A 26,267-nucleotide genomic window follows, 5' to 3' on the forward strand; every position below is an offset into this window, starting at 1 on the left:
TAGGAAATATCAGCATGAGGTAACGCGGTGACAAAGGGACGGACCGTCCTCTCAAAATATTAAAGTACTTTTTTTATGCAGAAGCTTGAGTTTTTGTGCAAATTGCTTTATACTAAAGAACAACACCAAGTTTAAGGAGATGGAATGATGAATCAGGATTTTTCTTTTGTCGACGAGATCTGTCGTGCATATATTGATAAAGGCTATTTCCCTTCAGTAGTAGTAGGTATTTTTGATAAGGAGGGTACACTGTATCGCACAGCATTAGGGGATAACCCCACCCACACATCCGTGCGGCAGCCCGTAAACCCAGACACTATATATGATGTGGCTTCTATGACCAAAATCGCAACATCTACACAGATTTTGCTGTTAATGGATGCCGGCCAGCTTACGCTGGAAACCACTGTGCCAGAAGTGCTGACCGAGATCAAGGCGAGACCGACCCTGTATGAGCGGCTTAAAGATGTCACTATGTATCAGCTGCTTACTCATACATCCGGCATCATTGACTGGTATCCCTTCTATGTGCAGGCAGGGCAGGATTTTTACGATGTATTTGAATCTTTTATCGGCAGCACCGAGATCGAGCCGGGGATGGTGTATTCCGATATGAATTTCATGCTGCTGGGAAAAGTGATTGAGAAAATTCAGGGAAAACCGCTGCAGCAGTGTCAGGAAGAATTTAAACAGCTGCTTGAGGCCTCGCATATGGATTTCCTGCCTAAGGATTTCACCAATATGGCACCGTCCAGCTATGGCAACGGCATCGAAGAAGAAATGTGCGCAGAGCGCGGGCTGACCTTTGATGGCTGGCGCAGCAAAACAGAAATTACGCTGGGCGCCGTGAATGACGGAAACGCACATTATTTCTTTGACGGAGTCGCAGGGCATGCCGGCATTTTTGCCAATGTGGATGCCTATGAGCGTCTTGGCCGGCTGTATCTAAACAGCAGCTCGCCGCTCTTTCAGCAGTCGATGAAGGAACAGACCGATGGACGCGGGCTTGGCTGGCAGACGGGTGATATGTATCCGGCAGGCTGCGGTCATACCGGCTTTACCGGCACCTGTATCTGGGTTTGCCCGGAGAAAGGCATCGGTGCCATCGCCTTTACTAATCGGCTTTGCTATCCCGATCGGTATGGAACGAATACCAATGAATTCCGCAGAGAGCTGAACCAGGCGATTTATCAGGCGCTTTAATGCGAAAGGGACGGTGATTGCAGTGACGATTGCACAGGTCAGTGAAAAATATCATATAACGGCCGATACGCTGCGGTATTATGAAAAGATCGGGCTGATTCCGCCGGTCAACCGTAATAAAAACGGAGTGCGGGATTATACAGAGGAAAACTGTAGATGGGTCGAATTTATCAAGTGCATGCGCTGTGCAGGACTGCAGATCGAAGCGCTGGTTAGCTACGTAAAGCTATTTAAAGAAGGGGACGCGACAGCGCAGGAGCGCTTGCAGATCCTTTTAGAGCAGCGGCAGCGCCTGACTGAGCGGATGCAGGAGATGCAGGAGGCGCTGGAGCATTTGGACGATAAAATTGAACGATATGATGTACTGCAAAAAGCAGGCTGTATGTAAGAAATCAAATAAAATCAGGAGGTAAAATCATGTTAGATATTCGAAGAGTAGAAAGAAGAGTAAGTCATCAGAAGAAGGAAATAAACAAGTGTCAAAGTCCGACGGTATAGTGAGGGCACGGTGAGCCTTTAATCACTGCCTACCCTGCTGCGCTGTCGGGTACAGGCCCTTGTTTATCTAAGCGATTATTTAGGATAGATGAGGAGCAAGGATAGATGAAATATTTGAATGCAGCAGAGATATTGCCGGCAGAGCTGATTCGGGAAATCCAAAAGCATGTCAGCGGCAATTTAATATATATTCCCAATGCTTACAGCCCCAAAAAGTGGGGAGAAAAAAGCGGTTCCAGAGAATACTACCGCAAACGTAATCAGGCGATTTGCGCAGCTTATCAAGAGGGAGTCAAGATGGAAGAGCTGACCAAGCAGTATGGGTTAGCGTATGACACCATCCGCCGTATTATTTATGGGAATATCACAAAATAAACAATAAAAAAGGACAAACGGAGTAATGTCGTTTGTCCTTTTATTTTTTAAGCATTTTCCTGTTTTTTCCTCACCAGCTCAATGGCCTGCTTGCCGGTCAGATGCTCTACGATCATTTCCAGAACGCATACCGAATCCCAAGATTTTTCAATTTCATGGCTGCGGTTTTCCTCTGTGTCATCGGGCGCATATTTTAGAGCCAGCTTCTGCAAGGCAAGCATCCGCTCCGTATGATCCTGAAGAAAACGGATCCGGCCAAAAGCGATTGCACTGCGAAAATGCGTTGTATAAGTCTCAGGAATGACTTCATCCTGATCAATCACACAAAAAGAAACCTCATTCTTTTTGCGCAGCGCGTCGATCTTATGACCTGTCTTGGCCGAATGAAAAAAGATGCGACCCTCGTCATAGACATAGCTCATCGGCAGCGCATAAGGATACGGCTCGTCTCCCATGAGCGCAAGCACGCCAGAGGTTCCTGCCTTCATAATAGCAATACAATCATCAAGAGGCAGCTGCTGGCCGCTTCTTCTCATTTCTCGAATCATACGATTTCCCTTTCTCTTTTGGTATCACATATTTATGCCTATCATAAGTGAAAAGCCATCAAAAGTCAAGAAAAGAAGCGCAGCTCATGGACGATAGCGCAGCCATTTGGGCGGAAGGGAACAGGCAGAGAACCCTTCGCGCCATGCGCGCAAAAGAGATTGAGCGAATGCCGTTAGGGGGACGGCTGTCAGAAGCAGCCAGAGATTTCCCAGAGAGGCGGCCGCTGTGATGACGGCGAGGACCCAAAAGGGGGACAGGCCGGAGGAACTGCTCAAAAAGTGAGGACTGAGAAACAGGTTGTCGATTTGCTGCCAGAGCAGGAGCAGGCAGCAGGTGACGATCATTTCGGGCAGCCCATATAAAAAGGAAAGGAAGGAGCAAAGCAGGATGCCGAGCAGGGGACCGATAAATGGAATCAGATTGGCGAAAAAGGTGAGCAGCCCCATGAAAAGGGGAGAGGGGATGGAGAGGCGGAAGAGAAGGTTGGCGGCCATGCTGCTGAAGAAGATGGCAGCGGCCTGGATCAGGCTGAGGAGGAGCTTGGAGCTGATGAAGGCGCGGAAGGCGCGGTCTAGCAGGCTGAGAATAAGCAGGGAGCGCTCGGCGGCAGCAACCGGCAGGAGATGATAGAGGGAAGCGGCAGTGGCTTCGCCTAAGGAGTGGTGCGTGAGGAGAAAATAAAAGGACATGATAAGAGCGATGAAAAAGGAACCGAGACCGCTGAGGAGCGAGGAGAGGGAAGTGAGCAGATCGAAAAGACTTCCCAGAAATTCGGGCAGCTTTTCGAGAAAAGGCTGCAGGTAGGCGCTGAGTGAAAGCTGTGCATATAGGGCCGGGAGGCTGCCGAGCAGATCGGACAGTGCCTGCAACAAATCGGGAATAAGGAAAAGGAGAAGGAGTGCGAGAAAGGCAAAAAAGCCTAAATAGGTGAGCAGCAGTGAGAGCAGGCGGGGAAGGCGGAGGGTATCGCTGAAAAAGTTGACAATGGGTTCTAGGAGATAGATGCAGGCAGCTGCAGCTAAAAGCGGATGCAGACAGGTGATGATCAGGGCAAGGCCGCCTTTTTCAAATAATAGATAAAGGCCTGTTAACAGGATGAGTAAGGGGAAATGACGGGAACAGGAGGAAAAAAAGGATTTCATAGCACGTACCTCGGGATGAATTAAAATGCCGCATAAAATAGCTTGTCATTTCTTTTATAATATGTGGCAAAATTCGGAATTATGAATTGCCGTTTTTGGTTGACGATTCAGACAACTAGGTATATAATTATGTATCGATGTCAATTGAAACCGGAGGTTAAGAAAATGGCACGCTACGAAAAAGAAGACTTTAAGAGAAATATGAAAATTCGCTTGAACTTTAACAATATGATGGAGAAGTTTGTGGGCGAAAAAGGCATTACCGAGGCGGAGCTGGCAGCTTTATCCGAAAAGATTGATTTGGCGGAAGCTGCGATGGTGCAAAAGCGCAAAGAGGGCGGCATGGATTGGAGAGATCTGCCGTATAATCAGGCTGAGGTGGTAGAGGATATCCTCTGCTATGCCAATGAAGTGAAGGATCAGTTTGAAGCCTTTGTTGTGCTGGGCATCGGCGGATCTGCGCTGGGTCCTATTGCGCTGCAGCAGGCGATTAACCATCCGTATTATAATGAGCTGCCGCGTGAAAAGCGCGGAGGCTGGCCTAAGTTTTATGTAGCGGATAATGTGGATCCGGAACGGCTGGTGTATCTGTTTGATACCATCGATCCGGCAACAACGCTGTTTAATGTAACCTCTAAATCCGGCGGCACCTCAGAGACCATGTCGCAGTTCATGATCATTAAAGAGATGCTGGAGGAAAGGCTGGGCAAGGAAGAGGCGGCCAAGCATATCGTCTGCACGACGGATGCGGTGAAGGGCAATTTGCGTCCGATCTGCGAAGAGGAAGGCTATAAGAGCTTTGTGATTCCGGCAGGCGTGGGCGGTCGTTTTTCTGAGCTGACCCCGGTTGGCTTGCTGCCAGCCGCAATGGCAGGAATTGATATCCGGGAGCTTTTGGCAGGCGCTGCCTATATGGATGAGCTGTGTCAGGATGAAAATACCTATACTAACATTGGCTTTATGTATGCAATTCTAAGCTATATTGCCATGCAGCAGGGAAAGAACATTCAGGTTATGATGCCTTATGCTGATTCCCTGAAATATATGTCCGACTGGTTTGCTCAGCTTTGGGCAGAATCTCTGGGCAAAAAATTCGGCAACGACGGCAGCGTCGTGAATGCAGGCCAGACGCCGGTGAAGGCGCTTGGAGTGACGGATCAGCATTCGCAGGTGCAGCTGTATGCGGAGGGGCCGTTTGACAAGATGATTGTTTTCTTAGGCGTAGACCGGTATCGGGAAACGATTACGATCCCCAAAATCTATCAGGAGATTCCGTCTCTGGGATTTTTAGGCGGCGCTACGCAAAATCAGCTCATTTTAACGGAGCAGATGGCAACGGAGTATGCACTTTTAAAGGCCGGGAAAATGAACATGACGATCACACTTCCAGAGGTTAATGAATTTACAATTGGCCAGCTGCTTTATATGTTTGAGGTAGCCACGGCCTTTGCCGGAGAGCTGCTGCAGATCAATGCCTTTGATCAGCCAGGCGTAGAGGGCGGCAAAAATGCCACTTATGCGATGTTTGGCCGGCCGGGCTATGAAGAAGTGAAGGCGGAGCTCGATGCGCGCCCGCAGGCGGAGGCAAAGTATATTATTTAAAGAAAGCCTTCGTCATATGAATTATGTATAATAGGAGAACGACTTTACGGAGTTTTTCTGTTAGAGCAGGTTTCCTGTAGCCTGCCCCATATTTTACAGGAAAAAATATTGTTAACGCTGCAAGGGCAGCAGAATGGAGAAAAAAATGACCAAAAAAGTTATCAGTGTCGCTTTGGCTTTGCTCATGGTATTTTCTTTGAGCGGCTGCAAAAAGGATGAGGTGCAGGCTTACAGAGATGAGCTGAGTCCGGTTATTACAGACGTGCAGAGCATGAATCAGGACGTACAGGATACGGTGAATGCAGTTCTGGAGGCTGTTAATAACAAAGATGAAGCAGCTTATGAGGAAAATGTAGAAAAGCTGGACAAAATCTGCAAGGATTTAAAAGAGAAATATAACAAGATTGCCAATACGACAGCACCGGCCGAGTATGCTGAGGATCAGAAGCTTCTGCAGCAGTATGCTGAGGAAATGGACAAAATGCTGGATGCCAGCATGGAGCTGTACGGTATGGCTTATGACTATGCGGTGACCGGCAATCTGAGCGAAGAGGATGCTGCTAAGATCAACAATCTGCAGAATGAGATCAATACCTACGCAAATTCTACTACGAATTTTGATGAAGTACTCAATCGCGTGATGGGTTTAACCAGCAAATAAGTGTGTATTAAGCATACATCAAAATGAAGGAGGACACCCGGTGGAGTGGATGCAGCGGGAGCTGGCTAAAGGAAAGGAAATCATCAGGAAAGGGCTGGAGGATCAAAGCTTATTTTCTTATGCGTTTCTAAGTCCGCAGCCGCAGGAAGCATCTGAGGATATCCGCTCCATTGTGGTTGTCCTTTTTCCTTATTATGCGGGAGACAAGAAAGGCAATCTGTCATTATATTGCCGGGGATTGGACTATCATGTGGTGACGAAACAGCGTCTTGAGCCGGTAGCCAAAGCGCTGCAGGCGTGTCTGGGCAGTGAGCTGCGTTACGGCATCTATGCAGACACGGGACCGTTGGCAGATCGATATTTGGCGCTGCGGGCAGGCCTTGGATTTATAGGCCGCAATCAGATGCTCATTCATCCGCAGTATGGCAGCTATTTTTTTATTGCGTATATGACGTTTAACGCAGTTTTTGAGCCGGATGTGCTGCCGGCAGCCGGACGGTCAGAATGCATAGGCTGCGGGCGGTGCATTTCCCACTGTCCAGGAGGGGCGCTGCAGCCGGAAGGAGGCTTTCGGGCGGAGCGCTGCCGAAGCGGGATTACGCAGAAAAAAGGGGAGCTGGAGCCGTGGGAGATGGAAATCTTTTACCGGGATTCTCTCATTTTTGGCTGTGATGTGTGCCAGCAGGTGTGTCCGCATAATCAGCAGGTGCCCCTATCGCCTATCCGGGAGTTTACAGAAGATCGGATTGATTTTTTAAGAGAAGAAGATCTGGAGGGGCTTTCTAAGAAACAGTTTTTACAGAAATATCCAGATAGAGCCTTTACGTGGAGAGGGCCGGAGGTTCTTAGACGGAATTTAAGGTGGATGAAGGAAAAATAGCCGGGGAGCCGGAGATGGAAATTGAAAAGAAATATTTAGTGAAGGAGCTGCCCGAACGGCTGGAGGCATTTTCCCACAGCCGTCTGACGCAGAGCTATATCAGCCGGAACCCTGTAATTCGGCTGAGAAAAATAGAGACAGAGCAAGGCTGCTCTTATGTGTTAACGGTCAAAGGGGAGGGGCTTTCTGTGCGGCAGGAATTTGAGCTGCCGCTGACGCGGGAGGCATATGAAGATTTATCCCGTAAAACAGAGGGCCGTATTTTGGAAAAGGTGCGATATCGTATTCCTCTGGCGCAGGGGTATACGGCAGAGCTGGATCAGTTTGAAGGGGAGCTGAGCGGACTTATTTTGGTGGAGGTAGAGTTTCCGTCAGAAGCGGAGATGAATGCCTTTGTACCGCCAGTCTGGTTTGGCGAGGATGTATCAGAAAGTAGGAAGTATCATAACAGCGTATTATCAGAAGGCTGATTACAATACGGAGAAAGCATATGGAAAATACACAGCTAGAGCTTCAGGCTTTATATCATAAGGCTATGGAGTGTTATCAACAAAACGAAGAGGATAAACACGATGAGGGGCTGCAGTTTTTGAAGAGCGCTGCCGAAAAGGGCATGCCGGAGGCCTGCAAGCTCCTTGGAATTATATATATGAGCGGGCAGTATGCGCCGTGGCCGGATAAGGATATGGAAGCGGCCGCGATGTGGTACCGGAAGGCGGCGGAAGGCGGCGATGAGGAGGCCATGTACTGGCTCGGACAGTGCTATGAGCTGGGCATCGGCGTGGAAGCCGATGCTAAGGAAGCTGCCTACTGGACGGAGCAGGCTAAGGAGCATGGCTTTGTGGCAGAAGAGGAAAAGCCGGGAGCGGATTTGCCGGCGCAGCCGGAGGAAGCAGAAGACGAGAAGGACGCACAGCAATCGGAAGCAAAGGAACCGGATGAGAATGCGGGCGCAGCGCATTGGCTGCAGGAAGAGGAACGGGCGCAGCGTGCGAACAGAAAATACCGGCGCATGATGGGTCTGGGCGGTGCTGTTATTGGACTGCTGGTCACCTGGCTGGCAGTGCTTCTTGGATATCTATTGTTGAAGGAGAAGCTGCAGGGGGATACGGAGATGATTTTTCTGGCAGCATCTGGAGCTGCTACACTGCTGGTGATGATCATTGGCGCCGCAGTGGGGGCAAAAAAGGCTGCGCGGAGGATTGAGCAGATCGGCGAATATCGTAAAACGCCGTTCTATCATGCCTTTGGCTGTGAGCTCGGACATATGGATGCGCAGCAGAGGTGGTGCCGCAGGGTGTATACGTCGCTCAGCAAGAATTATTATCCGGTTACGTACCGGCAAAAGGAAGACGCGGCTATGCTGCGGGAGTATAGAGGGCTGCTCTATCCGTATTGGATCTATGAAAATGGCAAGCAGCAGCGGAGACCGGAATTTGTGATATTGACTGAAAAGGCAGTTTATGTCGTGCACACGACTTATTATACAGGGCGGATACAGGGAGACCTGCGGGACGCGCAGTGGGCGCTGTACTCAGATGGCGATAAGGATCTGACGGCGCAGAAAATCCCCAATATGGTGGATGAAAATGCACAGAATATGGCCGCGGTTAAAAGTGAGCTGGCCGGGTATCTTAAGTGGCCGCTTGAGCAGGTTCCTTTTTATAATGTCATTTTGCTTAATCAAGAGGTGGATATTAAAGGACTGCGGCGCGTGAGCGCGGAGAACGATACGCTTATTGTGCAGGGAGGCGCGGATAAGCTGAGAGGGAGCATCGGTCTTTGGGAAAGCCGCTTTGCCACGCACAATATGAATATGCAGGAGCTGAGAGGCGCCTTTACTGAAGTGGGGCGGCGCTTTATGGAAAGAAGCGGCTGGTAAAACGGAAGGAGCAAAGGGATGAAAATACTATTTCAGGGAGACAGCATTACCGATGCCGGCAGGGACCGGCAGAATATGCATGATCTGGGCAAAGGGTACCCGCTGTATGCAGCTGAGTATATCCGCAGGGCTAATCCGGGCGGGACATTTGAATTTATTGATTTAGGAATATCCGGCAATCAGACAAAGGATCTGGTAGACCGTCTGCAGACAGATTTCATCGACATTCAGCCGGATATTGTTTCAATCTTAATCGGCGTCAATGATACCTGGCACCATGCCGAAGACAGAATCTGGATTCCAGATGCCATATTTGAGGAGCGCTACCGAAATGTGCTGACAGGCATAAAGCAGCATACAAAGGCAAAAATCATGATGCTGGAGCCATTTTTGATTCCGGCCGCGGACAAGCAGTTCTTTCGAGAGGATTTGGATCCGAAGATTCAGATCATCCGCCGCTTGGCGCGGGAATTTGCCGATGTGTATCTCCCGACGGATGGGCTGTTGGCGGCCGCCTACATCGGAGAGGATCCGCTATCGTTTGCAGAGGACGGCGTGCACCCCACACAGAAGGGGGCTCAGTTGATCGGCAGCCTGTACGCGCAGTATATACAGCCGCTTTTATCAGGACAGTCTTCATGAATTGTTCATCTTTCTTTAGTTGCATTCTAAAAAGCAAGATGGTAAAATATTTTATCATAGATAGGCGGAGGTAAGCATGAAACTACTGGAAAAGATTTTTGGAAATCCTAGTACAAAAGAAATTAAACGGATTCAGCCGCTGGTCGATCAGGTATTGGCGCTGCAGAGCGAAATGGAGCAGCTGTCGGATGACCAGCTTAAGCATAAAACCATAGAGTTCAGAGAGAGACTGGGTCAGGGAGAGACGCTCGATGATTTACTGCCGGAGGCATATGCGGCCGTACGCGAGGCCGCGTGGCGTACGATAGGCCAAAGGCATTTCCCGGTGCAGATTATCGGCGGTATTATTTTGCATCAGGGGCGGATTGCCGAAATGAAAACCGGTGAGGGTAAAACACTGATGTCTACACTGCCGGCCTATTTGAATGCGCTGGAAGGAAAGGGCGTTCATATCGTGACCGTCAATGATTATCTGGCAGCGCGTGATACCGAGTGGATGGGTCAGATTCACCGCTTTTTGGGACTGAGCGTAGGCTGTATTTTAAATGGGATGGATAACGCGCAGCGCCGGGAGGCTTATGCATGTGACATCACCTATGGAACGAACAACGAGTACGGGTTTGACTATCTGCGGGATAATATGGTGGTGTATAAGGAGCAGATGGTGCAGCGGGATCTGCACTATGTAATCATCGATGAGGTGGACTCTGTGCTGATCGATGAAGCGCGTACGCCGCTGATCATTTCCGGGCAGAGCGGCAAATCCACATCCCTGTATCAGCAGGCGGACATGCTGGCGTCACGGCTTCAGAAGGGGCGCGTGATTGGCGACCAGAGCAAGATGGCGCAGCTGATGAATGAGGAAGTCATTGAAGAGGGCGATTTCATTGTTGATGAAAAGGATAAGGCATGCAGCCTTACCGAGCAGGGCGTAAAAAAGGCAGAGCAGTTTTTCCATCTGGAAAATCTAGGCGACCCGGAAAATGCAGAGATTGCCCATCATATCAATACGGCGCTGAAGGCGCATTATCTGATGGCAAAGGATAAGGACTATGTCGTCAAGGATAATCAGATTATCATCGTCGATGAATTTACAGGGCGTATGATGCCGGGACGCCGGTATTCCGATGGCCTGCATCAGGCAATTGAGGCCAAGGAAAAGGTGGAGGTGAAGCGGGAAAGCAAAACGCTTGCGACGATTACCTTCCAGAATTTCTTTAACAAATATCATAAAAAATCCGGTATGACCGGTACGGCTAAGACAGAGGAAATCGAGTTCCAGCAGATCTATTCTATGGATGTAGTAGAGGTGCCGACCAATCGGCCTGTACAGCGAAAGGATTTGCCGGATATGGTGTACCGCACCAAGAAGGAAAAGTTTAATGCGGTGGTGCGCGATATTAAGGAATGCCATGAAAAAGGGCAGCCGGTGCTGGTGGGCACAATTACGATCGATACGTCAGAGCTTTTGAGTAAAATGCTGAAAAAAGAGGGCATTGCCCATAATGTGCTGAACGCAAAGTTTCATGAGCGCGAAGCAGAGATCGTAGCGGATGCCGGACAGCTGGGCGCTGTCACGATCGCAACGAACATGGCCGGCCGTGGTACGGATATCAAGCTGGCAGAAGGGGTGGCAGAGCTTGGCGGTTTAAAGATTATCGGAACCGAGCGGCATGAGTCCAGACGAATCGATAATCAGCTACGCGGACGTTCCGGACGTCAGGGAGATCCCGGCGCTTCTCGCTTCTATGTTTCTATGGAAGATGATTTGATGCGGATCTTTGGCGGCGATAGAATGCAGAAGGTGCTGACAACCTTCCGTATCCCGGAGGATCAGCCGATTGAAGATAAGATGTTCAGCGGTGCGATTGAAAAAGCGCAGAAGCGGGTAGAGGAGAATAACTTCGGAATCCGAAAACGTCTGCTGGATTATGATCAGGTAATGAATGAGCAGCGAGAGACGATCTATGCAGAGCGCCGTCGTGTGCTGGACGGGATCAATCTGCGGGAGGATCTGCTGCAGATGATGGATGGCCTGATTGAGGATAAGGTAAAAGAAGTAACTGCTGAAAGCAAATATGCGGAGGAGTGGGATCTGGACCAGCTGACCAGAGAGCTGTCAACGGTGATTCCTATGGGCAAGATTGCGATCAAGCAGGAGGACTATGCCGATACTACGCCTGAAAAGCTGATACAGGGACTGCAAAATAATGCGCATAAGCTGTATGAGCTGAAAGAGCAGGAGATTGAGCCAGAGCGCATGCGCGAGGTGGAGCGTAAAATCCTGCTGCACAGCGTCGATATGCTTTGGACGGATCATTTGGACATCATGGATCAAATGCGGCAGGGGATTGGTCTGCAGGCCTTTGCACAGAAAAATCCGCTGGATGAATATCGTCTGATTGGTTATGATATGTTTGAGGAGCTGAATGAGAATATTCTAAAAACAACGATCCGCAGCCTGTTTGCAGTGAAAATTGTGGAAAATCAGGAGGTCGAGCGGAAGGAGATTGGGAAGAATATTTCCACCAACCGAGGTCAGGACAGCAGTCAGGTTAAGAAACCGGTGCGCCGGACAGAAAAAAAGGTAGGTCGTAACGACCCCTGCCCTTGTGGCAGCGGCAAAAAATATAAGAACTGCTGCGGCAGAAATGCCTGAGGCGGTAAAAATTAAAAACAGAGAGGGTGACAGAAATGCTTGAATTTGATGAGTTCAAATTTGAACTTGACAAATACAAGGGAGCCTTAGCAGAACTGGGTGAGTCCCTTTAACTTAGATCGTCTAAGACTCAAGGTAGAAGAGCTGGAAAGAAAACAATCTGAGCCGGGCTTTTGGGATGATCCCGAACAGAGCCAGAAGATTGTGCAGGAGGCCGGTTCTTATAAACGGACATTAGATGAATTTGATGAAATGATGGGCGCCTACGAGGATGCAGAGGTCATGCTGGAAATGGGCGAGGAGGAAGAGGATGAATCTTTGATTCCCGAGATCCGTGAGCAGATCGATACCTTTGCGCGCCTATATGAAAAGCTGCGGATCTCTACGTTGCTGTCCGGCGAGTTTGACCATAAAAGCGCGATTTTGACGCTGCATGCCGGCGCCGGCGGCACCGAAGCCTGCGACTGGACGGGAATGCTGTACCGGATGTACACGCGCTGGGCAGAACGGCACGGCTTTAAGGTAGAGGTACTGGATTATCTGGACGGGGATGAGGCCGGTGTTAAGGGCGTAACCATTCAGATATCAGGCGAAAATGCCTATGGCTATTTAAAATCAGAAAAGGGCGTGCACCGGCTGGTGCGTATCTCGCCGTTTGATGCGGCAGGCCGCCGCCATACGTCGTTTGCATCCTGTGAGATCATGCCGGAGCTGGACGATACGATTCAGGTGGATATCAATATGGATGATCTCAGAATCGATACCTATCGTTCGAGCGGCGCTGGCGGCCAGCATGTCAATAAAACCAGCAGCGCAATCCGTATTACTCATTTGCCTACCGGTATTGTTGTGCAGTGCCAGAATGAGCGGTCACAGTTTCAAAATAAGGATAAGGCAATGATGATGCTCAAAGCCAAGCTGTATGAGCTGGAAAAGGAGAAACAGAGCGAGAAGCTTTCAGATATCCGCGGCGAGGTAAAGGACAATGCCTTTGGCAGTCAGATCCGCTCCTATGTATTTCAGCCCTACCGTTTGGTAAAGGACCTGCGGACAGGAGAGGAAAACGGTAATATTCAGGCCGTCATGGACGGAGATCTGGATGGTTTTATGAATGCCTATCTGGCCTGGATTAACCGGTAAAGGACTTTTCGTGCACTTAGTGCTCCGGAATGGAGGTTAGTATGAAGAAACTGTTAAAAAAAGCGTTGATATGTCTGATGACCGGCGTCTTGGCACTTAGCTGTACCGGATGCATCACGGGAACCGTCTATGGGAAACCGCTGGATGAAACGCGCGATGTGGATGATGTGCAGGCAAGCATGTTTATGTCTAAGATCATGGAAGCGATGCAGAAGGATTCACTGGACGAGATCAATCAGCTGGGCTACCATTATGGGCAGGAGGACGCAGAGACCTTTGAGGCCTTCTGGGAAAGCTGGCAGCAGTATAAGCCTGTTTATGGACAGATCGAGGGCTTTTCTCTTTCTGAAAGCTATCAATATGGCAACGAAATGGTCTTTGTTTTCCTAGCCTCCATGGAAAAAGGAGAGATGCAGATATCGGCCATGTATACCAGCGACTTTGAGCTGGTGATGCTGTATCTGTACGAAACGGGAGAGGCAGCGCTTGCAGGCGCTAAGATGCCCGATGAGGTAGCGGAAGAAGCGATTACGCTGGGAGCGGATACGGAATATCCGGTAGCCGCAAAGCTCACCTACCCCAAGGGAGCACAGGCAGGCGATCAGCTGCCGGCTGTCGTGCTGGTAGGGGGCGATGGTCCTAATACGGTGGACCTTAAAGCAGGCAACACGTATTTGTACCGGGATTTAGCCTGGGGGCTGGCTCAGCAAGGAATTGCCTCTATCCGATATGATAAAAAGGTTGCCACCTATCGTGAGCAGCGGCAGATGGCAGATGCACCGGCAGAGCTTTTCACTGTGGCATGGGAATATACGGATGATGCCTTAGCAGCTACAGAGCTTTTGCGCAGCAAGCCCTATGTGAACGCTGAGCAGATTTATTACATCGGGCATAGCCAGGGAGCAACTGTAGCGCCCAGAGCAGATGCGCAGGGCGGAAACTACGCCGGTATGGTGTTGCTGTCGAGTTCTCCCAGACCGTGGTATGATGTGATCTATGATCAATATATCAATTATGGATTGATAGATCAGGATGATGAAAAGATTTACTATCTGGTCAGCAAGATGGAGGCAGAACGGGATTTTCTGGCAGAAGCGGAATACAATGACATGGATGAAGAAGAGCTGCTGGGACAGTTTGTCGATCTGCAGCCGGCATATTTCTGGAAGGATTTCTTTAGCTTTGATTATCTGCAGGCCATGAAGGATGCCCAAAAGCCGACGCTTATTCTGCAGGGCGACGCCAGCTTTCAGATTACAAAGGACGTCGATTTTGCTGCCTGGCAGCAGGAGCTGGCAGGAGCAGACTGGGCCACGCTGAAAAGTTACGAAGGACTCAACTTCTACTTCACACCGTCGCAGGGCTGTTTTGCCGGACACTATAAAGAATTTGACATGCCCGGGCGAGTGCCAGAGCAGGTTATACAGGATATAGCCAGTTGGATTCTGAAAGGACATATTTAATAAAGAAAAAGAGGCTTTCTCTTAAGAGGGAGCCTCTTTTTAGACAGCATATTATTCTTGCAGCCGCCGGCGGCGGAAATGGATGAAATTCATTTCAATTCCACGGGAATCCATACCTCGTAATACCTGTTTTCTTTTCTCATATTATAGTCAGTCCAAAGATGCAAAACTTCGATTGCGAGATCAGATTTTAGCTTATATTCTGAGGTAGGAAGCCACGAATCATATATCAGTTCAAATAATTTCGGAAATTCTTCCCACGCCAGTGTTCCGCACTCTGTTGTAAAAGCAGCGTAGGTACCGGCAGGAATTTTAACCATCTCCAGTTTATCTGTCTTAACATCCGGTTTCTCTCGTGCGATCATGTATTTGCCGTCTTGCCATACGCCGTACCATGTTCCATCATAAGCTATGTTTCCTTTTTGGTTCCAGCGTCCTTCGCATAGCTGAGCGGGAACATCATCGCAAGTATCTGACCACATAGAGTGACGCAGTTCCTCCCGTGTCTTATATCCTTGATTTTCATACTGCTTTGAGATGCCGTAAACCTCGATGTCATTTAACTCAATCATTCTGAAATTCATTTCCTTTGCTCCTTTGATGATAATGTGAAAGGAAGCAGGTGAATATATCTTGAGGGAGCCGCCGTTTCTGCGATACGCTGATGGTGTAATGCCATGCTGCTTCGCAAAGGCTCGTGAAAAGGCGGTTGCACTGTCGTATCCGTATTTTATAGCAATGTCAATGACAGGCATTTTTCCATAGCGCAGCTCCTGTGCTGCAAGAGTCAGACGTCTGCGTCTTATATACTCGGTCAGCGTCATACCAGTCATATAGCTGAAAAAACGAATAAAGCTGTCTGTGGTAATGCATGCGATTTCGGCTGCCGTATTAAAATCTAATTCTGCGCACAAATTAGCCTCAATATAATCAATGGCTGCGTTTAGTTGCTTCAACATATTCATCTGTTTCACCTCCCGCTCATAGTGTATCAAATGGGCATGCTGCACGACTGATTTTTTAGGGGCAAAATCAGTATCATTACTTTTTATCAATCTTAGCGGAAAACACGGAATAAAAGTCATTTAGTCCTCGGTTTTGCCAAGGAGCGGCAGGGCGACGCGGGTCTTGAAAAATTGAATCAGTGGTCCGTTTAACAGTGCATTGCAGATCGTTCCGATCCCGACGATCATCCATAAATTGCCTCCGGCAAGCAGGCAGAATAGGATGCCAATGATGACGACGGTAATATCGCTGATCATGCGGGCAAGACGAAAGGACAGGCGGCCGTGACTTGCATTTTGGATCATGAGGGGGACACTGTCATAGGGGGAAATGCCCATATCTGCTGTCATGTAGAGGGCTACGCCTAGTCCGATAAAAAGACTGCCGAGGAGAATGGCAGCGATTTGCAGCGGCAGCGTCATGGAAAGCTGCAGGACATCATGCGCGAGCCAATAAATAAAATCAGCCATATATCCTACGCCCACCATATTGATGATTGTGCCCGCACCGATGCAGCGGCGTGCCTTGAAAAATATGACAATAAGAATGATTGTGTTCATAATCAGCTGCCAGGTGCCAAAGGACATATGCAAAAATTGACTGATGCCCAGATTCATACAGGTGAAGGCATCCACGCCCAGCTCGCTTACGCGGTATAGACCAACGCATATGCCGATCAGCAGGTTCCCGATCAGCATCATGCTCCATCTTTTTATTAGCATTTTTTTATTCAAAGTATCATTACCTTCCTCGGGTTTATTATGAGTTTTTGCCGCCTGTATTATACCATGACGACATCGCAAGTTTGCCTCTGGCAAACTTGGAGCGCAGCACAAATGCTTGAATAACCAAAATATATCTGGCTGTGCTTATTATACCACAAGTTCAGCTCGTTCCTCACTGAACTTGGCAAGAAATCCCTGCGGGATTTTTGCAGTCGTCCTGTGTTTGTATTATATTATAGATTCAGCTACGTGTGGCGTAAATATTGAAATTAGCTGAAAAAATTCAGCTATGCATGGTGGAAAAAGTGAACAATGGTGAAAAATTCTCCGTTACGGACGGCTTCTGAAAGGTTCCATGGCTGAAGAAATTCATCTAGACATAGCGGAAGAGATCAAAATAGCTGAAAAAATTCAGCTATATTTTCGATTTCAGCCACATCTAGCGCAGTCACTGTCACTTATTCAGCCATACCTAGCGCAGTCACTGTCACTTATTCAACCACACCTGACGCAGCCACCGATCATATAACTATACCCGGCGAAAGCAGGTTGCTTTTCATATCTGAGGCAAGAATCCAAAAACAAACGTTTATATTCGGGCAGCGACAGAAGCCTTGATTTTGCATAGCGCCATGAAGTATAATAAATATATTGTTAATGCGAAGTCGCGATGGATGAGAAGAAGAAGGAGAAATCAAATGGAAGTCATTCCTTTTGTTCATTTACATGTACATACGGAGTATAGTCTGCTGGACGGCTCTTCAAAGATCAAAGAGATTGTAAAACAGGCAAAAGCACTGGGGATGAACAGCCTTGCCATTACGGATCATGGCGTTATGTATGGCGTGATCGATTTTTATAAGGCCTGTAAAGAAGAGGGGATTCATCCTGTGTTAGGCTGTGAGGTCTATGTGGCGCAGGGCAGCCGTTTTCAGAAGGAGGATCGCAGCGATGCCAAGTACGATCATTTGGTGCTGCTGGCTGAAAATGAACAGGGGTATCGCAACTTAATGGCGCTAGTTTCAAAAGGGTTTTTAGAGGGGTTTTACTACAAGCCGCGTATTGACTTTGAGCTGCTTAAAGAATATCATGAGGGGCTGATTGCGCTGAGCGCATGTCTGGCAGGCGTTGTGGCAAGGCCGCTTTTGAATATATCCTATGAAAAAGCCAAAGAGGTTGCGCAAAAATATAAAGAATTGTTTGGACCGGAACATTTTTATCTGGAACTGCAGGATCATGGAATTCCCTCTCAGACGCAGGTCAATCAGGGACTGCTGCGAATGAGCAAGGAGCTGGATCTGCCGCTGGTTGCTACAAATGATGTGCATTATACCTATCAGGAGGATAAGGAAGCACATGATATTCTTTTATGCATTCAGACTGCTAAAAAGGTTCAGGATACGGACCGCCTGCGGTATGAAGGGGATTATTATTTAAAAAGCGCGGAGGAAATGGCGGCGCTTTTTCCCTATGCGCCGGAGGCCATTGCCAATACGCAGAAGATTGCGGATCGGTGTCAGGTAGAAATTCGTTTTCATGAGCGTAAGCTGCCCATATATGAGGTGCCCGAGGGATATACGGCGAGCGCATATCTGCGCAAGCTTTGCGAAGAAGGACTGCAGGAGCGCTATCTTAAGGGAGAAAATGCACAGCCGGAAAAGGAGCAGGAGATTCGTCAGCGGATGGAGTATGAGCTGAGCGTAATTGAAAGCATGGGCTTTGTGGATTATTTCTTAATTGTATGGGACTTTATCTATTTTGCGCGTCAGCGCGGCATCAAGGTCGGGCCAGGCCGGGGGTCAGGCGTTGGCAGCGTGGTGGCCTATTGCTTATATATTACGAGCGTGGATCCGCTGAAATATAATCTGATTTTTGAGCGGCTGCTGAACCCTGAGCGGGTGAGCATGCCGGATATCGATACCGATTTTTGCTACCGCAGAAGGCAGGAAGTGATTGATTATGTGGTAGAAAAATACGGAAAAGAGCAGGTGGCGCAGATCGTCACCTTTGGTACGATGGCAGCGCGGCTGGTCATCCGCGATGTGGGGCGAGCGATGGACCTGCCGTATAGCGAGGCAGACCGAATTGCTAAAATGATCCCGAATGAGCTGCATATGACGATCGATGGGGCGCTTGAGAAGAATCCGGAGCTGAGAGAGGCCTATGAAGAGGACGAGACGATCCGGAAGCTGATCGATATGTCGCGCAGGCTGGAGGGGCTTCCGCGCCATACCTCAACGCATGCGGCAGGGGTGCTTATTTCGCGCACGGCCACTATGGAATATGTACCGCTGAGCGCCAACGACGGCAATGTGACGACGCAGTATACGATGAATACGCTGGAGGAGCTGGGGCTTCTTAAGATGGACTTCTTGGGGCTCCGTACGCTGACGGTGATTCAGGATGCCGTGGATATGATCGAGGCTACCGAACATAAGAAGATTGATATCGATGCGATCGATATGGAGGACAGCGAGGTATATCAGATGATCGGCGCTGGAAAGACGGACGGCGTTTTTCAGCTGGAGAGCGGCGGGATGACTTCATTTATGCGCGAGCTGAAGCCGGAAAATCTGGAAGATATCATTGCCGGAATCTCTTTGTACCGTCCGGGACCGATGGATTTTATCCCTAAATATCTGGCGGGGAAAAAGGACCCCAGTGCGATTCAGTATCAGACGCCGCTTCTGGAGCCTATTCTCAATACGACCTATGGCTGCATTGTATATCAGGAGCAGGTGATGCAGATTGTGCGGGATCTTGCCGGCTATACGATGGGGCGTAGCGATCTGGTGCGGCGGGCGATGTCTAAGAAAAAGGCAGATGTGATGGCCAAGGAGCGTCAGAATTTTGTATTCGGAAATCCAGAGGAAAATGTAGAGGGGTGTATTAGCAGAGGAATTCCGCAGCAGGTAGCGGAGACGATCTTTGACGAAATGACGGACTTTGCTAAGTATGCGTTTAATAAGTCTCATGCAGCTGCCTATGCAGTGGTGGCGTATCAGACGGCGTGGCTGCGGTATCATTATCCAATAGAGTTTATGGCATCCATATTGACATCCGTGATAGAACATCCCGGAAAGGTGATCAGCTATATCCAGAGCCTCAAAAATATGGGAGTTGAGCTGCTGCCGCCGGATATCAACGAGGGCTACAGCGGCTTCTCGGTATCGCTGAGCGGGGGCGTCAAAAAGGTGCGCTATGGCCTTTCTTCTATTAAAAATGTGGGCAAAACGCTGATCGACCGGATGGTTGAGGAGAGAACGCAAAATGGTCCCTTTAAGAGCTTGACTGATTTTTGCCGGCGGATGCAGGAGCTGGATTTGAATAAACGAGCGATGGAAAACCTGATCAAGGCGGGAGCCTTCGATTCGTTTGGCGCTGAGCGCAGCCAGTATATGCAGGCATATCCATTGATTATGAATGCGGCCGTGCAGTGGAAGAAGAATATGCTGAGCGGGCAGATGGACTTGTTTGGCATGGGCGGCGAGGAGGAAGCGGCAGAAGAGACGAGGGATCCGCTGCCGAATATTCCGCCGTTTCCGGATGGCCTGCGGCTTTCGTATGAAAAAGAGGTGCTGGGGATCTATCTGACGGGGCACCCGCTGGCCAGTGATGAAGAGCTGTGGCGCAGTCATATTACGCATTTTGCTTCGGATTTTCAGCATAAGGAAGAGGATGAAGAGGGCGGATATGACGATCAGCAGAGCCGGCTCATCGATGGGCAGGAGGTTGTGATCGGCGGCCTGATTATGGATAAAACGGTCAAATCAACGAAAAACAATAAAATGATGGCCTTTATCACGGTAGAAGACTTGTATGGCAGCGTGGAGGTTTTGATTTTTCCCAATCGGTATGAGCAGTACCGGCATCTTTTGCAGGAGGATAGCAAGATCTTCGTTAAAGGTAAGGTGAGTCTGGAGGAGGAAGAAGACAGCAAGCTGATCTGCGATTATATCGCACCGTTTGAAAAGGCGGATGAGATCCATCAGACACCGGGGCGTTACCGCAGGTCTGCCGCGGAGGGAGTGCAGGCTGCAGCACCAAAGCAGGCGCCGCCGGCGCAAAAACCTTCTTTGTTATGGCTCAGATTTGCTTCTAAAGAGGAGTGGGAAGCCAAGCAGGCTCAGGTGTGCAATCTGCTGACGGCCGACCCGGGGGGATATGAGGTGCGGATCTTCTTAACGGCCGAGCAGCTGAGAATGAGAGCGCCAAGTCAATATAATACGGCGGCATCCGAAGGGACGCTTCTGCGTCTGCGGCAGCTGCTGGGAGATGCCAATGTTGTATTATGAGGCGCTGCGCCGGTAAAAGTATAATTACTACTTGAAATTCAGGCCAAGATGGAGTAAAATTAAAGAAATATAAAATTATACTGGCGCAAAGTTGCGAAAAAGAAGGGAGATCAAAAGAATGGCGAAAGAAATTCGCACCATTGCTGTTATGACGAGCGGCGGTGATGCACAGGGGATGAATCCGTGTATCCGTGCAGTCGTAAGAAGCGCCTTAAATAAAGGGTTAAAAGTAAAGGGGATCATGAAAGGCTATAGCGGCCTTTTGAATGGAGATATCGTAGATATGACCGCGGCTAGCGTGGGCAATATCATCAATAAAGGCGGTACGATCTTGTATACGGCGCGCTGCCTGGAATTTATCGATCCGGATCCGGATAAGGCGGCGGCAGCGCATAAGGCGGCTGCGGATAAAGCGAAGGAGCATGGCATCGACGGTTTGGTCGTGATCGGCGGCGACGGTTCGTGGAAGGGCGCGCAGAAGCTTTCTAAATATGGAATCAATGTAGTAGGCGTACCCGGAACGATTGACCGTGACATTGCCTGTACGGAATATACAATTGGCTTTGACAGTGCTGTCAATATTGCGCTGGAGGCTGTGATCCGTCTGCGCGATACCTCTGCTTCTCATGAGCGCTGTTCCGTTATCGAGGTGATGGGACGCCACTGCGGTGAGATTGCGCTTTGGGCTGGTCTGTGCGGCGGTGCGGATGCCATTTTGATTCCGGAGCGTCCGGAGTCCGCCAACATAGAGTATATTTTGAAGGTCATCAAAGAAAACCGTGCACGCGGCAAGAATCATAACATCATCGTGGTTGCCGAAGGCGTCGGACATAGCCAGGAGCTGGCAAAAGAGATCGAACGGATCACCGGCATTGAGTCCCGTGCGACCGTGCTGGGGCATGTGCAGCGAGGCGGAGCTCCCACGGCGCTCGACGTCAAGCATGCGTCCATGATGGGAGCCTATGCAGTTGACCTCTTGGTAGCCGGCGCAAACAACCGCGTGGTGGCTTATCGAGATGGCGAATATGTGGATTATGATATTGACGAGGCATTGGCCATGGAGCGTAAGCCCTCGCTGGACATTGCGGATGTCAACAGCCGAATTTCCACCTATAACTAATTGAAGATTTATAAGAAAGGAGGATGCAATGCAGCGCATCGCTCCTTTTTTGCTTTTTATAAAGAAGGGATCCCACATGAAAGAAATTAAAGTACAGGTACAGGTCAAACCGGCAGCATATCAGCTGCTGATCGGGCATGATTTATTTACAGAGCTGGCAGAGCAGCTGCGGAAATCTCCTTTGGCCACGCGATATGCCGTCATCACAGATTCCGTGGTAGGACCGCTTTGGGCCGGCGCATTGCTATCTGCCTTAGAAAACGAAGGCCTTGCGGCCGAAAAATTTGTGTTTCCGGCAGGAGAGGCATATAAGACGAGAGAGACAAAGGAGCTGCTGGAGAACCAGCTGCTGGAGCGCGGCTTTGGCCGCGACACGGCGGTATTGGCGCTGGGCGGCGGTGTTGTCGGCGATGTTGCCGGATATGTGGCGGCCACCTATATGCGCGGCGTACCGGTGATTCAGATCCCAACGACAACCTTGGCGATGGCGGATTCCAGCATCGGCGGCAAAACCGGTGTGGATACGCCGTATGGAAAGAATCTGATCGGCGCCTTCCATCATCCGGCGCAGGTCTATATGGACATGAAGACGCTGACAACGCTTGATGAGCGAAATTATCGGGCAGGGCTGGCAGAACTGGTCAAGCATGGGTTTATTAAAGATCTTTCGATACTGGATTTTGTGCAGGCGCATAAGGAGCTTATTTTGAAACGCGATGCAGCCGTGCTCGAGCAGCTGTTTGAAAAAAACTGTGCGGTTAAAAACGACGTGGTATCGCGGGATGATCAGGAAAAAGGACTGCGGCAGATTTTAAATTACGGGCACACAATGGGGCATGCAGTTGAAGTGGGAAGCAAGTTTGATTTGATCCATGGAGAGTGTGTGGCAATCGGCATGGTCTTTGCCGCTAGGCTGGCCTGCCAAAAAGGCATCTGCAGCAGAGAATGGGCCATCCGACAACGGACGATTCTGGAAGAGCTGGGGCTCCCCGTCGATTTGCCAGCTGCGCTGGAGGCGGAGGAGGTGCTGCGCCTGATGAGAATGGATAAAAAGGTGCGGCAGGGGCAGATTCAGTTTGTGTTACCGACGCAGCCGGGAGAGGTGATTTTCGGGGCGGCGGTTTCAGAAAAAGAAATCATAGAGGCGATGAAAGGAGACAGGCTATGACGTATCGAAGAGTGCGGCTTGGACAGATCGGCAGTGAGAGGACTATCAGCTTTGCAGTGCAGGAGATCGCGAAGTATCTGAAAAAGATGGATCCCGAGCTTTATGTGGATGTGCTGCAGACAGAGCGGATGGAGCAGGATTTTGCACATATCATCTGGATAGGCCGGGACGAGGCGCTGGCAGCCCATGTGCCGCAGGTGAAGGATTCGGCGCTGGATGATGCGATTGCTATTGATGTGGAAGACGGAGAGGGCTACATCACCGGCTCGAATGATCGCAGCGTGCTGCTGGCGGCTTATCGCTTTTTGCGGGAGCTGGGCTGTGAATTTGTGCGCCCGGGGGAAGAAGGCGAACGAATCCCTGCGCGCGAGGCGCGAAATTTGACGGTGCATGTGCAGGAAGCGGCCAGCTATCGTCATCGCGGTGTCTGCATCGAGGGGGCGGATACGTATGAAAATATTCTGGATATGATTGACTATCTGCCGAAGGTGGGGATGAATGAGTATTTTATTCAGTTTCTAGTGCCGGCAACCTTTTTTGAGCGCTGGTATTGGCATGAGAGCAATCCGTATTTGGAAAAGGAGGAGCTGACGCGGCAGGATGTGGCAGCTATGGTGACCAGCCTGGAGGGGGAAATTGCCCGGCGCAGCCTTAATTATCATAAAACGGGGCATGGATGGACCTGCGAGCCGTTTGGCATCGACGGAACCTCATGGGATACGAATCGTAAATATGATATCACAGAGGAAACAAAGCAGTATCTGGCGCAGGTAAACGGCAAGCGGGAGCTTTGGGGCAATGTGCCGCTGAATACGAATCTGTGCTATTCGAATCCGCAGGTGCGCGGCAGGATGGTGGAGGCCATCACGCGCTATTGCAAGGAAAATCCGCATGTGGACACGCTGCATTTTTGGCTGGCAGATGGGTCTAACAATCACTGCGAATGTGAGGAATGCAGGAAAAAACGGCCGTCGGATTGGTATATCCGGATGCTGAATGAGCTGGACGCCCGAATGACGGAGGAGGGCGTGTCTACACGGGTTGTTTTCTTGATTTATGTGGATCTGCTGTGGGAGCCGGCAGAGGAAAGGCTAGAATATCCTGAACGGTTTATTTTGATGTTTGCACCCATTACGCGCCGCTATGGGCAGTGCTATGGGGAATGTCTGCGCTTTGAGGGAGAGATTCCGGAGTATCAGCGCAATCAGCTGGCGATGCCGCAGTCGCTGGAGCAGAATTTGGAGCATTTGCGGCGCTGGCAGAAGAAATTTGCGGGCGATAGCTTTGATTATGATTATCATATGATGTGGGCGCATGTGCTGGATCCGGGGTACGAAAAGTGTGCGAAAAATGTATTTCAGGATATGAAGGATCTGCATAAGGTTGGGCTTGAAGGGATGATGAGCTGCCAGGTGCAGCGGTGCTTCTTTCCTACGGCGCTGCCCTTTGTGATGATGGCGGCTGCCCTGTGGAATGAACAGGCTGATTTTGAAGAGCAGGCTCTTGCGTATTATCAGGCAGCCTTTGGAGAGGACGGTGCATTAGTTCACTGCTATCTGGGAGAGCTTTCAGAGCTTATGCTGGCATATGACGGCCCTGCTTTTGGCGGTCATTCATTGGGCCCCCTGTGTCAGGATTATGCCGCGCTGCAGGAGGCGGTGACAGCCTTTCAGCCGGTGATCGAGCGAAATCTCAAGAAGGCCGGAGAGTGTCATAAGGAGTGGGAGCTATTGCAGTTTCATAGCGCTTATGTGAGCGCGGCGGCCTCTTGTTTGCTGCTTCTGGAAAAAGGAGAGACAGAAGCATGTGCAAAAGAGGCGGAGCAGCTTTTTGATCTGTTGAACTGCAATGAGCTGGCGGTGCAAAAGGTGCTGGATGTCCAGAATATGTGCAATGTTTTAAAGACGCGGCTGCTGCCTAAAAAATAATTTTATGGCGACGGTGGGATTTGGGCTAAAAAAGTACGATACTATAAGTAGAGGACTATAGGCCGCTGTACTTCATTTTGTAATGAAGTAAAAATATTTCTTGATTAATAGATGAGAATGTGCTATAATTTGCTTCTGGATTAAATCCTTGCTCTTGTACTGATGCGCCAAAGGGACGGATCAGAAGAGGGCCATAGACCAAAAGGAGGTGTACACGATGAACAAGTACGAGGTTGCAGTTGTGATTTCTTCTACCTTAAGCGATGAAGAAAGAGCTGCTGTATTAGAGCAGGTAAAAGGCTACATTGCCAAGTATGATGGAGTCGTTACGGATGTGGATGAATGGGGCAAGCGTAAGCTGGCTTACGAAATCCGCAAACAAAGCGAAGGATACTATTACTTCATCAAAGTGGATGCAGAATCTGCTATGCCGATTGAGCTGGAAAAGAATCTGCGTCTTATGAACGAAACCGTGCTCCGTTACCTGATCGTTAGAGAAGGCGAATAAGTAGCACAACCGAAAGGGGTTTTGTGATGAACAAAGTAATTTTGATGGGCAGACTGACAAGAGAGCCGGAGGTTCGTTACAGCCAGGGCGCACAAGGAACGGCCGTGTGCCGTTACAGCCTAGCTGTAAATCGTTCTTATAAGCGAGATGGCGAGCCCGACGCAGATTTTATCAATGTGGTTGCGTTTGGCAATCGCGGTGAGTTTGCCGGTAAGTATTTTAAAAAGGGTATGATGGTCGCCGTTGTAGGTGAGCTGCGGATCAGCAGCTACACCGATAAAGACGGCAATAAGAGATGGAGTACCGACGTAGTCGTAACGGAACAGCATTTTGCAGAGAGCAAGGCCTCTTTTGAGGGTCGTTCTTCTCAGGATAGCTACGGCGGCGGAAACTCTGATTTTGCGCCGGCTGGAGGCCGAGGGTATCAAAATGCACCTCAGCAGCAGGCACCTGCCTATCAGCAGCCGGATGGATTTATGCCGATCGATAATGAGATCGAAGGCGATGAAGACCTACCCTTCTAATTAAGCATAAGGAGGTAATGACGATGCCTGAGAATACCGCACCCCAGAAGAAGAGAAATGGCGGCATGAGACGTAGAAAAAAGGTCTGCAATTTCTGTGGCAATGCAGCAGAGCAGATTAACTACAAGGATGTTGCTAAATTAAGAAGATACGTTTCCGAGAGAGGAAAGATCCTTCCTCGTCGTATCACGGGTACCTGCGCCGAGCATCAGCGTGATCTGACGATTGCCATCAAGCGCGCCAGACATTTGGCTCTGATGCCTTACGTAGGAGAATAAAAAAGGAAAGAAAGGAATGA

The 26,267-nt window shown here is 49.6% G+C and carries 22 protein-coding genes and 1 pseudogene; 19 read left to right on the forward strand and 4 right to left on the reverse strand.

The genetic code is table 11. The features are described 5' to 3' along the window. Positions 1-147 precede the first annotated feature (147 nt). The 3 genes from HFE64_01790 (at position 148) to HFE64_01800 (ending at position 2,076) form a co-directional block, all read left to right on the forward strand. Positions 148-1,203 carry a beta-lactamase family protein gene (locus HFE64_01790; protein MCI8632202.1) on the forward strand — a complete coding sequence of 352 codons (1,056 nt, stop codon included), beginning with the start codon at positions 148-150 and terminating at the stop codon, positions 1,201-1,203. Positions 1,204-1,225: 22 nt separating this feature from the next. Beyond that, positions 1,226-1,591, forward strand: a complete 366-nt coding sequence (locus HFE64_01795) for a MerR family transcriptional regulator (protein MCI8632203.1) — start codon at positions 1,226-1,228, stop codon at positions 1,589-1,591. 215 nt (positions 1,592-1,806) lie between these two features. Next, complete coding sequence (locus tag HFE64_01800; GenBank protein MCI8632204.1) at positions 1,807-2,076, forward strand: hypothetical protein; 270 nt, start codon at positions 1,807-1,809, stop codon at positions 2,074-2,076. 47 nt (positions 2,077-2,123) lie between these two features. On the opposite strand, the gene HFE64_01805 is transcribed toward HFE64_01800, so the two are convergent. Together HFE64_01805 and HFE64_01810 are read right to left on the reverse strand one after the other, a co-directional pair. Then, entirely contained in the window at positions 2,124-2,624 is a 501-nt protein-coding gene (locus tag HFE64_01805) for a pyridoxamine 5'-phosphate oxidase family protein (protein ID MCI8632205.1), read from the reverse strand. Positions 2,625-2,708: 84 nt separating this feature from the next. Next, positions 2,709-3,767: an AI-2E family transporter gene (locus HFE64_01810; protein MCI8632206.1), complete on the reverse strand. Its 1,059-nt coding sequence runs from the start codon at positions 3,765-3,767 to the stop codon at positions 2,709-2,711. Positions 3,768-3,932: 165 nt separating this feature from the next. On the opposite strand from HFE64_01810, the gene HFE64_01815 reads away from it, so the two are divergent. The 9 genes and pseudogenes from HFE64_01815 to HFE64_01855 all read left to right on the forward strand — a co-directional run bounded on the left by HFE64_01815 (position 3,933) and on the right by HFE64_01855 (position 14,696). Further along, a complete protein-coding gene (locus HFE64_01815) occupies positions 3,933-5,369 on the forward strand; it encodes a glucose-6-phosphate isomerase (GenBank protein ID MCI8632207.1) in 1,437 nt (478 codons plus the stop codon). 145 nt (positions 5,370-5,514) lie between these two features. Beyond that, complete coding sequence (locus tag HFE64_01820; GenBank protein MCI8632208.1) at positions 5,515-6,030, forward strand: hypothetical protein; 516 nt, start codon at positions 5,515-5,517, stop codon at positions 6,028-6,030. A 40-nt stretch (positions 6,031-6,070) separates the two neighbouring features. Then, positions 6,071-6,910, forward strand: coding sequence for an epoxyqueuosine reductase (locus tag HFE64_01825; GenBank protein ID MCI8632209.1), 840 nt, complete (start codon positions 6,071-6,073; stop codon positions 6,908-6,910). A 14-nt stretch (positions 6,911-6,924) separates the two neighbouring features. Then, positions 6,925-7,380, forward strand: a complete 456-nt coding sequence (locus HFE64_01830; GenBank protein ID MCI8632210.1) for a CYTH domain-containing protein — start codon at positions 6,925-6,927, stop codon at positions 7,378-7,380. Positions 7,381-7,400: 20 nt separating this feature from the next. Further along, entirely contained in the window at positions 7,401-8,792 is a 1,392-nt protein-coding gene (locus HFE64_01835; protein ID MCI8632211.1) for a hypothetical protein, read from the forward strand. 18 nt (positions 8,793-8,810) lie between these two features. Then, positions 8,811-9,434 carry a GDSL family lipase gene (locus tag HFE64_01840; protein ID MCI8632212.1) on the forward strand — a complete coding sequence of 208 codons (624 nt, stop codon included), beginning with the start codon at positions 8,811-8,813 and terminating at the stop codon, positions 9,432-9,434. A 76-nt stretch (positions 9,435-9,510) separates the two neighbouring features. Next, on the forward strand, positions 9,511-12,093 hold the full coding sequence (gene secA, locus HFE64_01845; protein MCI8632213.1) for a preprotein translocase subunit SecA: 2,583 nt from the start codon (positions 9,511-9,513) through the stop codon (positions 12,091-12,093). 35 nt (positions 12,094-12,128) lie between these two features. Next, positions 12,129-13,233: pseudogene (locus tag HFE64_01850) on the forward strand (peptide chain release factor 2). A 41-nt stretch (positions 13,234-13,274) separates the two neighbouring features. Next, complete coding sequence (locus HFE64_01855) at positions 13,275-14,696, forward strand: hypothetical protein (protein ID MCI8632214.1); 1,422 nt, start codon at positions 13,275-13,277, stop codon at positions 14,694-14,696. A gap of 89 nt (positions 14,697-14,785) precedes the next feature. Here HFE64_01855 and HFE64_01860 read toward each other — a convergent pair whose 3' ends face one another. Further along, entirely contained in the window at positions 14,786-15,661 is an 876-nt protein-coding gene (locus HFE64_01860; GenBank protein MCI8632215.1) for an AraC family transcriptional regulator, read from the reverse strand. 120 nt (positions 15,662-15,781) lie between these two features. Beyond that, a complete protein-coding gene (locus HFE64_01865) occupies positions 15,782-16,423 on the reverse strand; it encodes a hypothetical protein (GenBank protein MCI8632216.1) in 642 nt (213 codons plus the stop codon). A gap of 710 nt (positions 16,424-17,133) precedes the next feature. Here HFE64_01865 and HFE64_01870 point away from each other — a divergent pair. From HFE64_01870 to HFE64_01900, 7 genes are all read left to right on the forward strand, one after another. Further along, positions 17,134-20,721, forward strand: coding sequence for a DNA polymerase III subunit alpha (locus tag HFE64_01870; GenBank protein ID MCI8632217.1), 3,588 nt, complete (start codon positions 17,134-17,136; stop codon positions 20,719-20,721). Between the two features lie 118 nt (positions 20,722-20,839). Beyond that, entirely contained in the window at positions 20,840-21,841 is a 1,002-nt protein-coding gene (locus HFE64_01875) for a 6-phosphofructokinase (GenBank protein ID MCI8632218.1), read from the forward strand. 76 nt (positions 21,842-21,917) lie between these two features. Next, positions 21,918-23,009: a 3-dehydroquinate synthase gene (gene aroB, locus HFE64_01880; protein MCI8632219.1), complete on the forward strand. Its 1,092-nt coding sequence runs from the start codon at positions 21,918-21,920 to the stop codon at positions 23,007-23,009. Further along, complete coding sequence (locus HFE64_01885; protein MCI8632220.1) at positions 23,006-24,937, forward strand: DUF4838 domain-containing protein; 1,932 nt, start codon at positions 23,006-23,008, stop codon at positions 24,935-24,937. Before aroB ends, HFE64_01885 begins: the two co-directional genes overlap by 4 nt. Positions 24,938-25,154: 217 nt before the next feature. Beyond that, a complete protein-coding gene (gene rpsF / locus HFE64_01890; protein ID MCI8632221.1) occupies positions 25,155-25,445 on the forward strand; it encodes a 30S ribosomal protein S6 in 291 nt (96 codons plus the stop codon). A 26-nt stretch (positions 25,446-25,471) separates the two neighbouring features. Beyond that, entirely contained in the window at positions 25,472-25,969 is a 498-nt protein-coding gene (locus HFE64_01895) for a single-stranded DNA-binding protein (GenBank protein MCI8632222.1), read from the forward strand. 17 nt (positions 25,970-25,986) lie between these two features. Next, a complete protein-coding gene (locus tag HFE64_01900; protein ID MCI8632223.1) occupies positions 25,987-26,247 on the forward strand; it encodes a 30S ribosomal protein S18 in 261 nt (86 codons plus the stop codon). The last annotated feature ends 20 nt before the right edge of the window (positions 26,248-26,267 follow it).

This window comes from Lachnospiraceae bacterium (assembly GCA_022794035.1).
Classification (GTDB): Bacteria; Bacillota; Clostridia; order Lachnospirales; family Bianqueaceae; genus CALWPV01.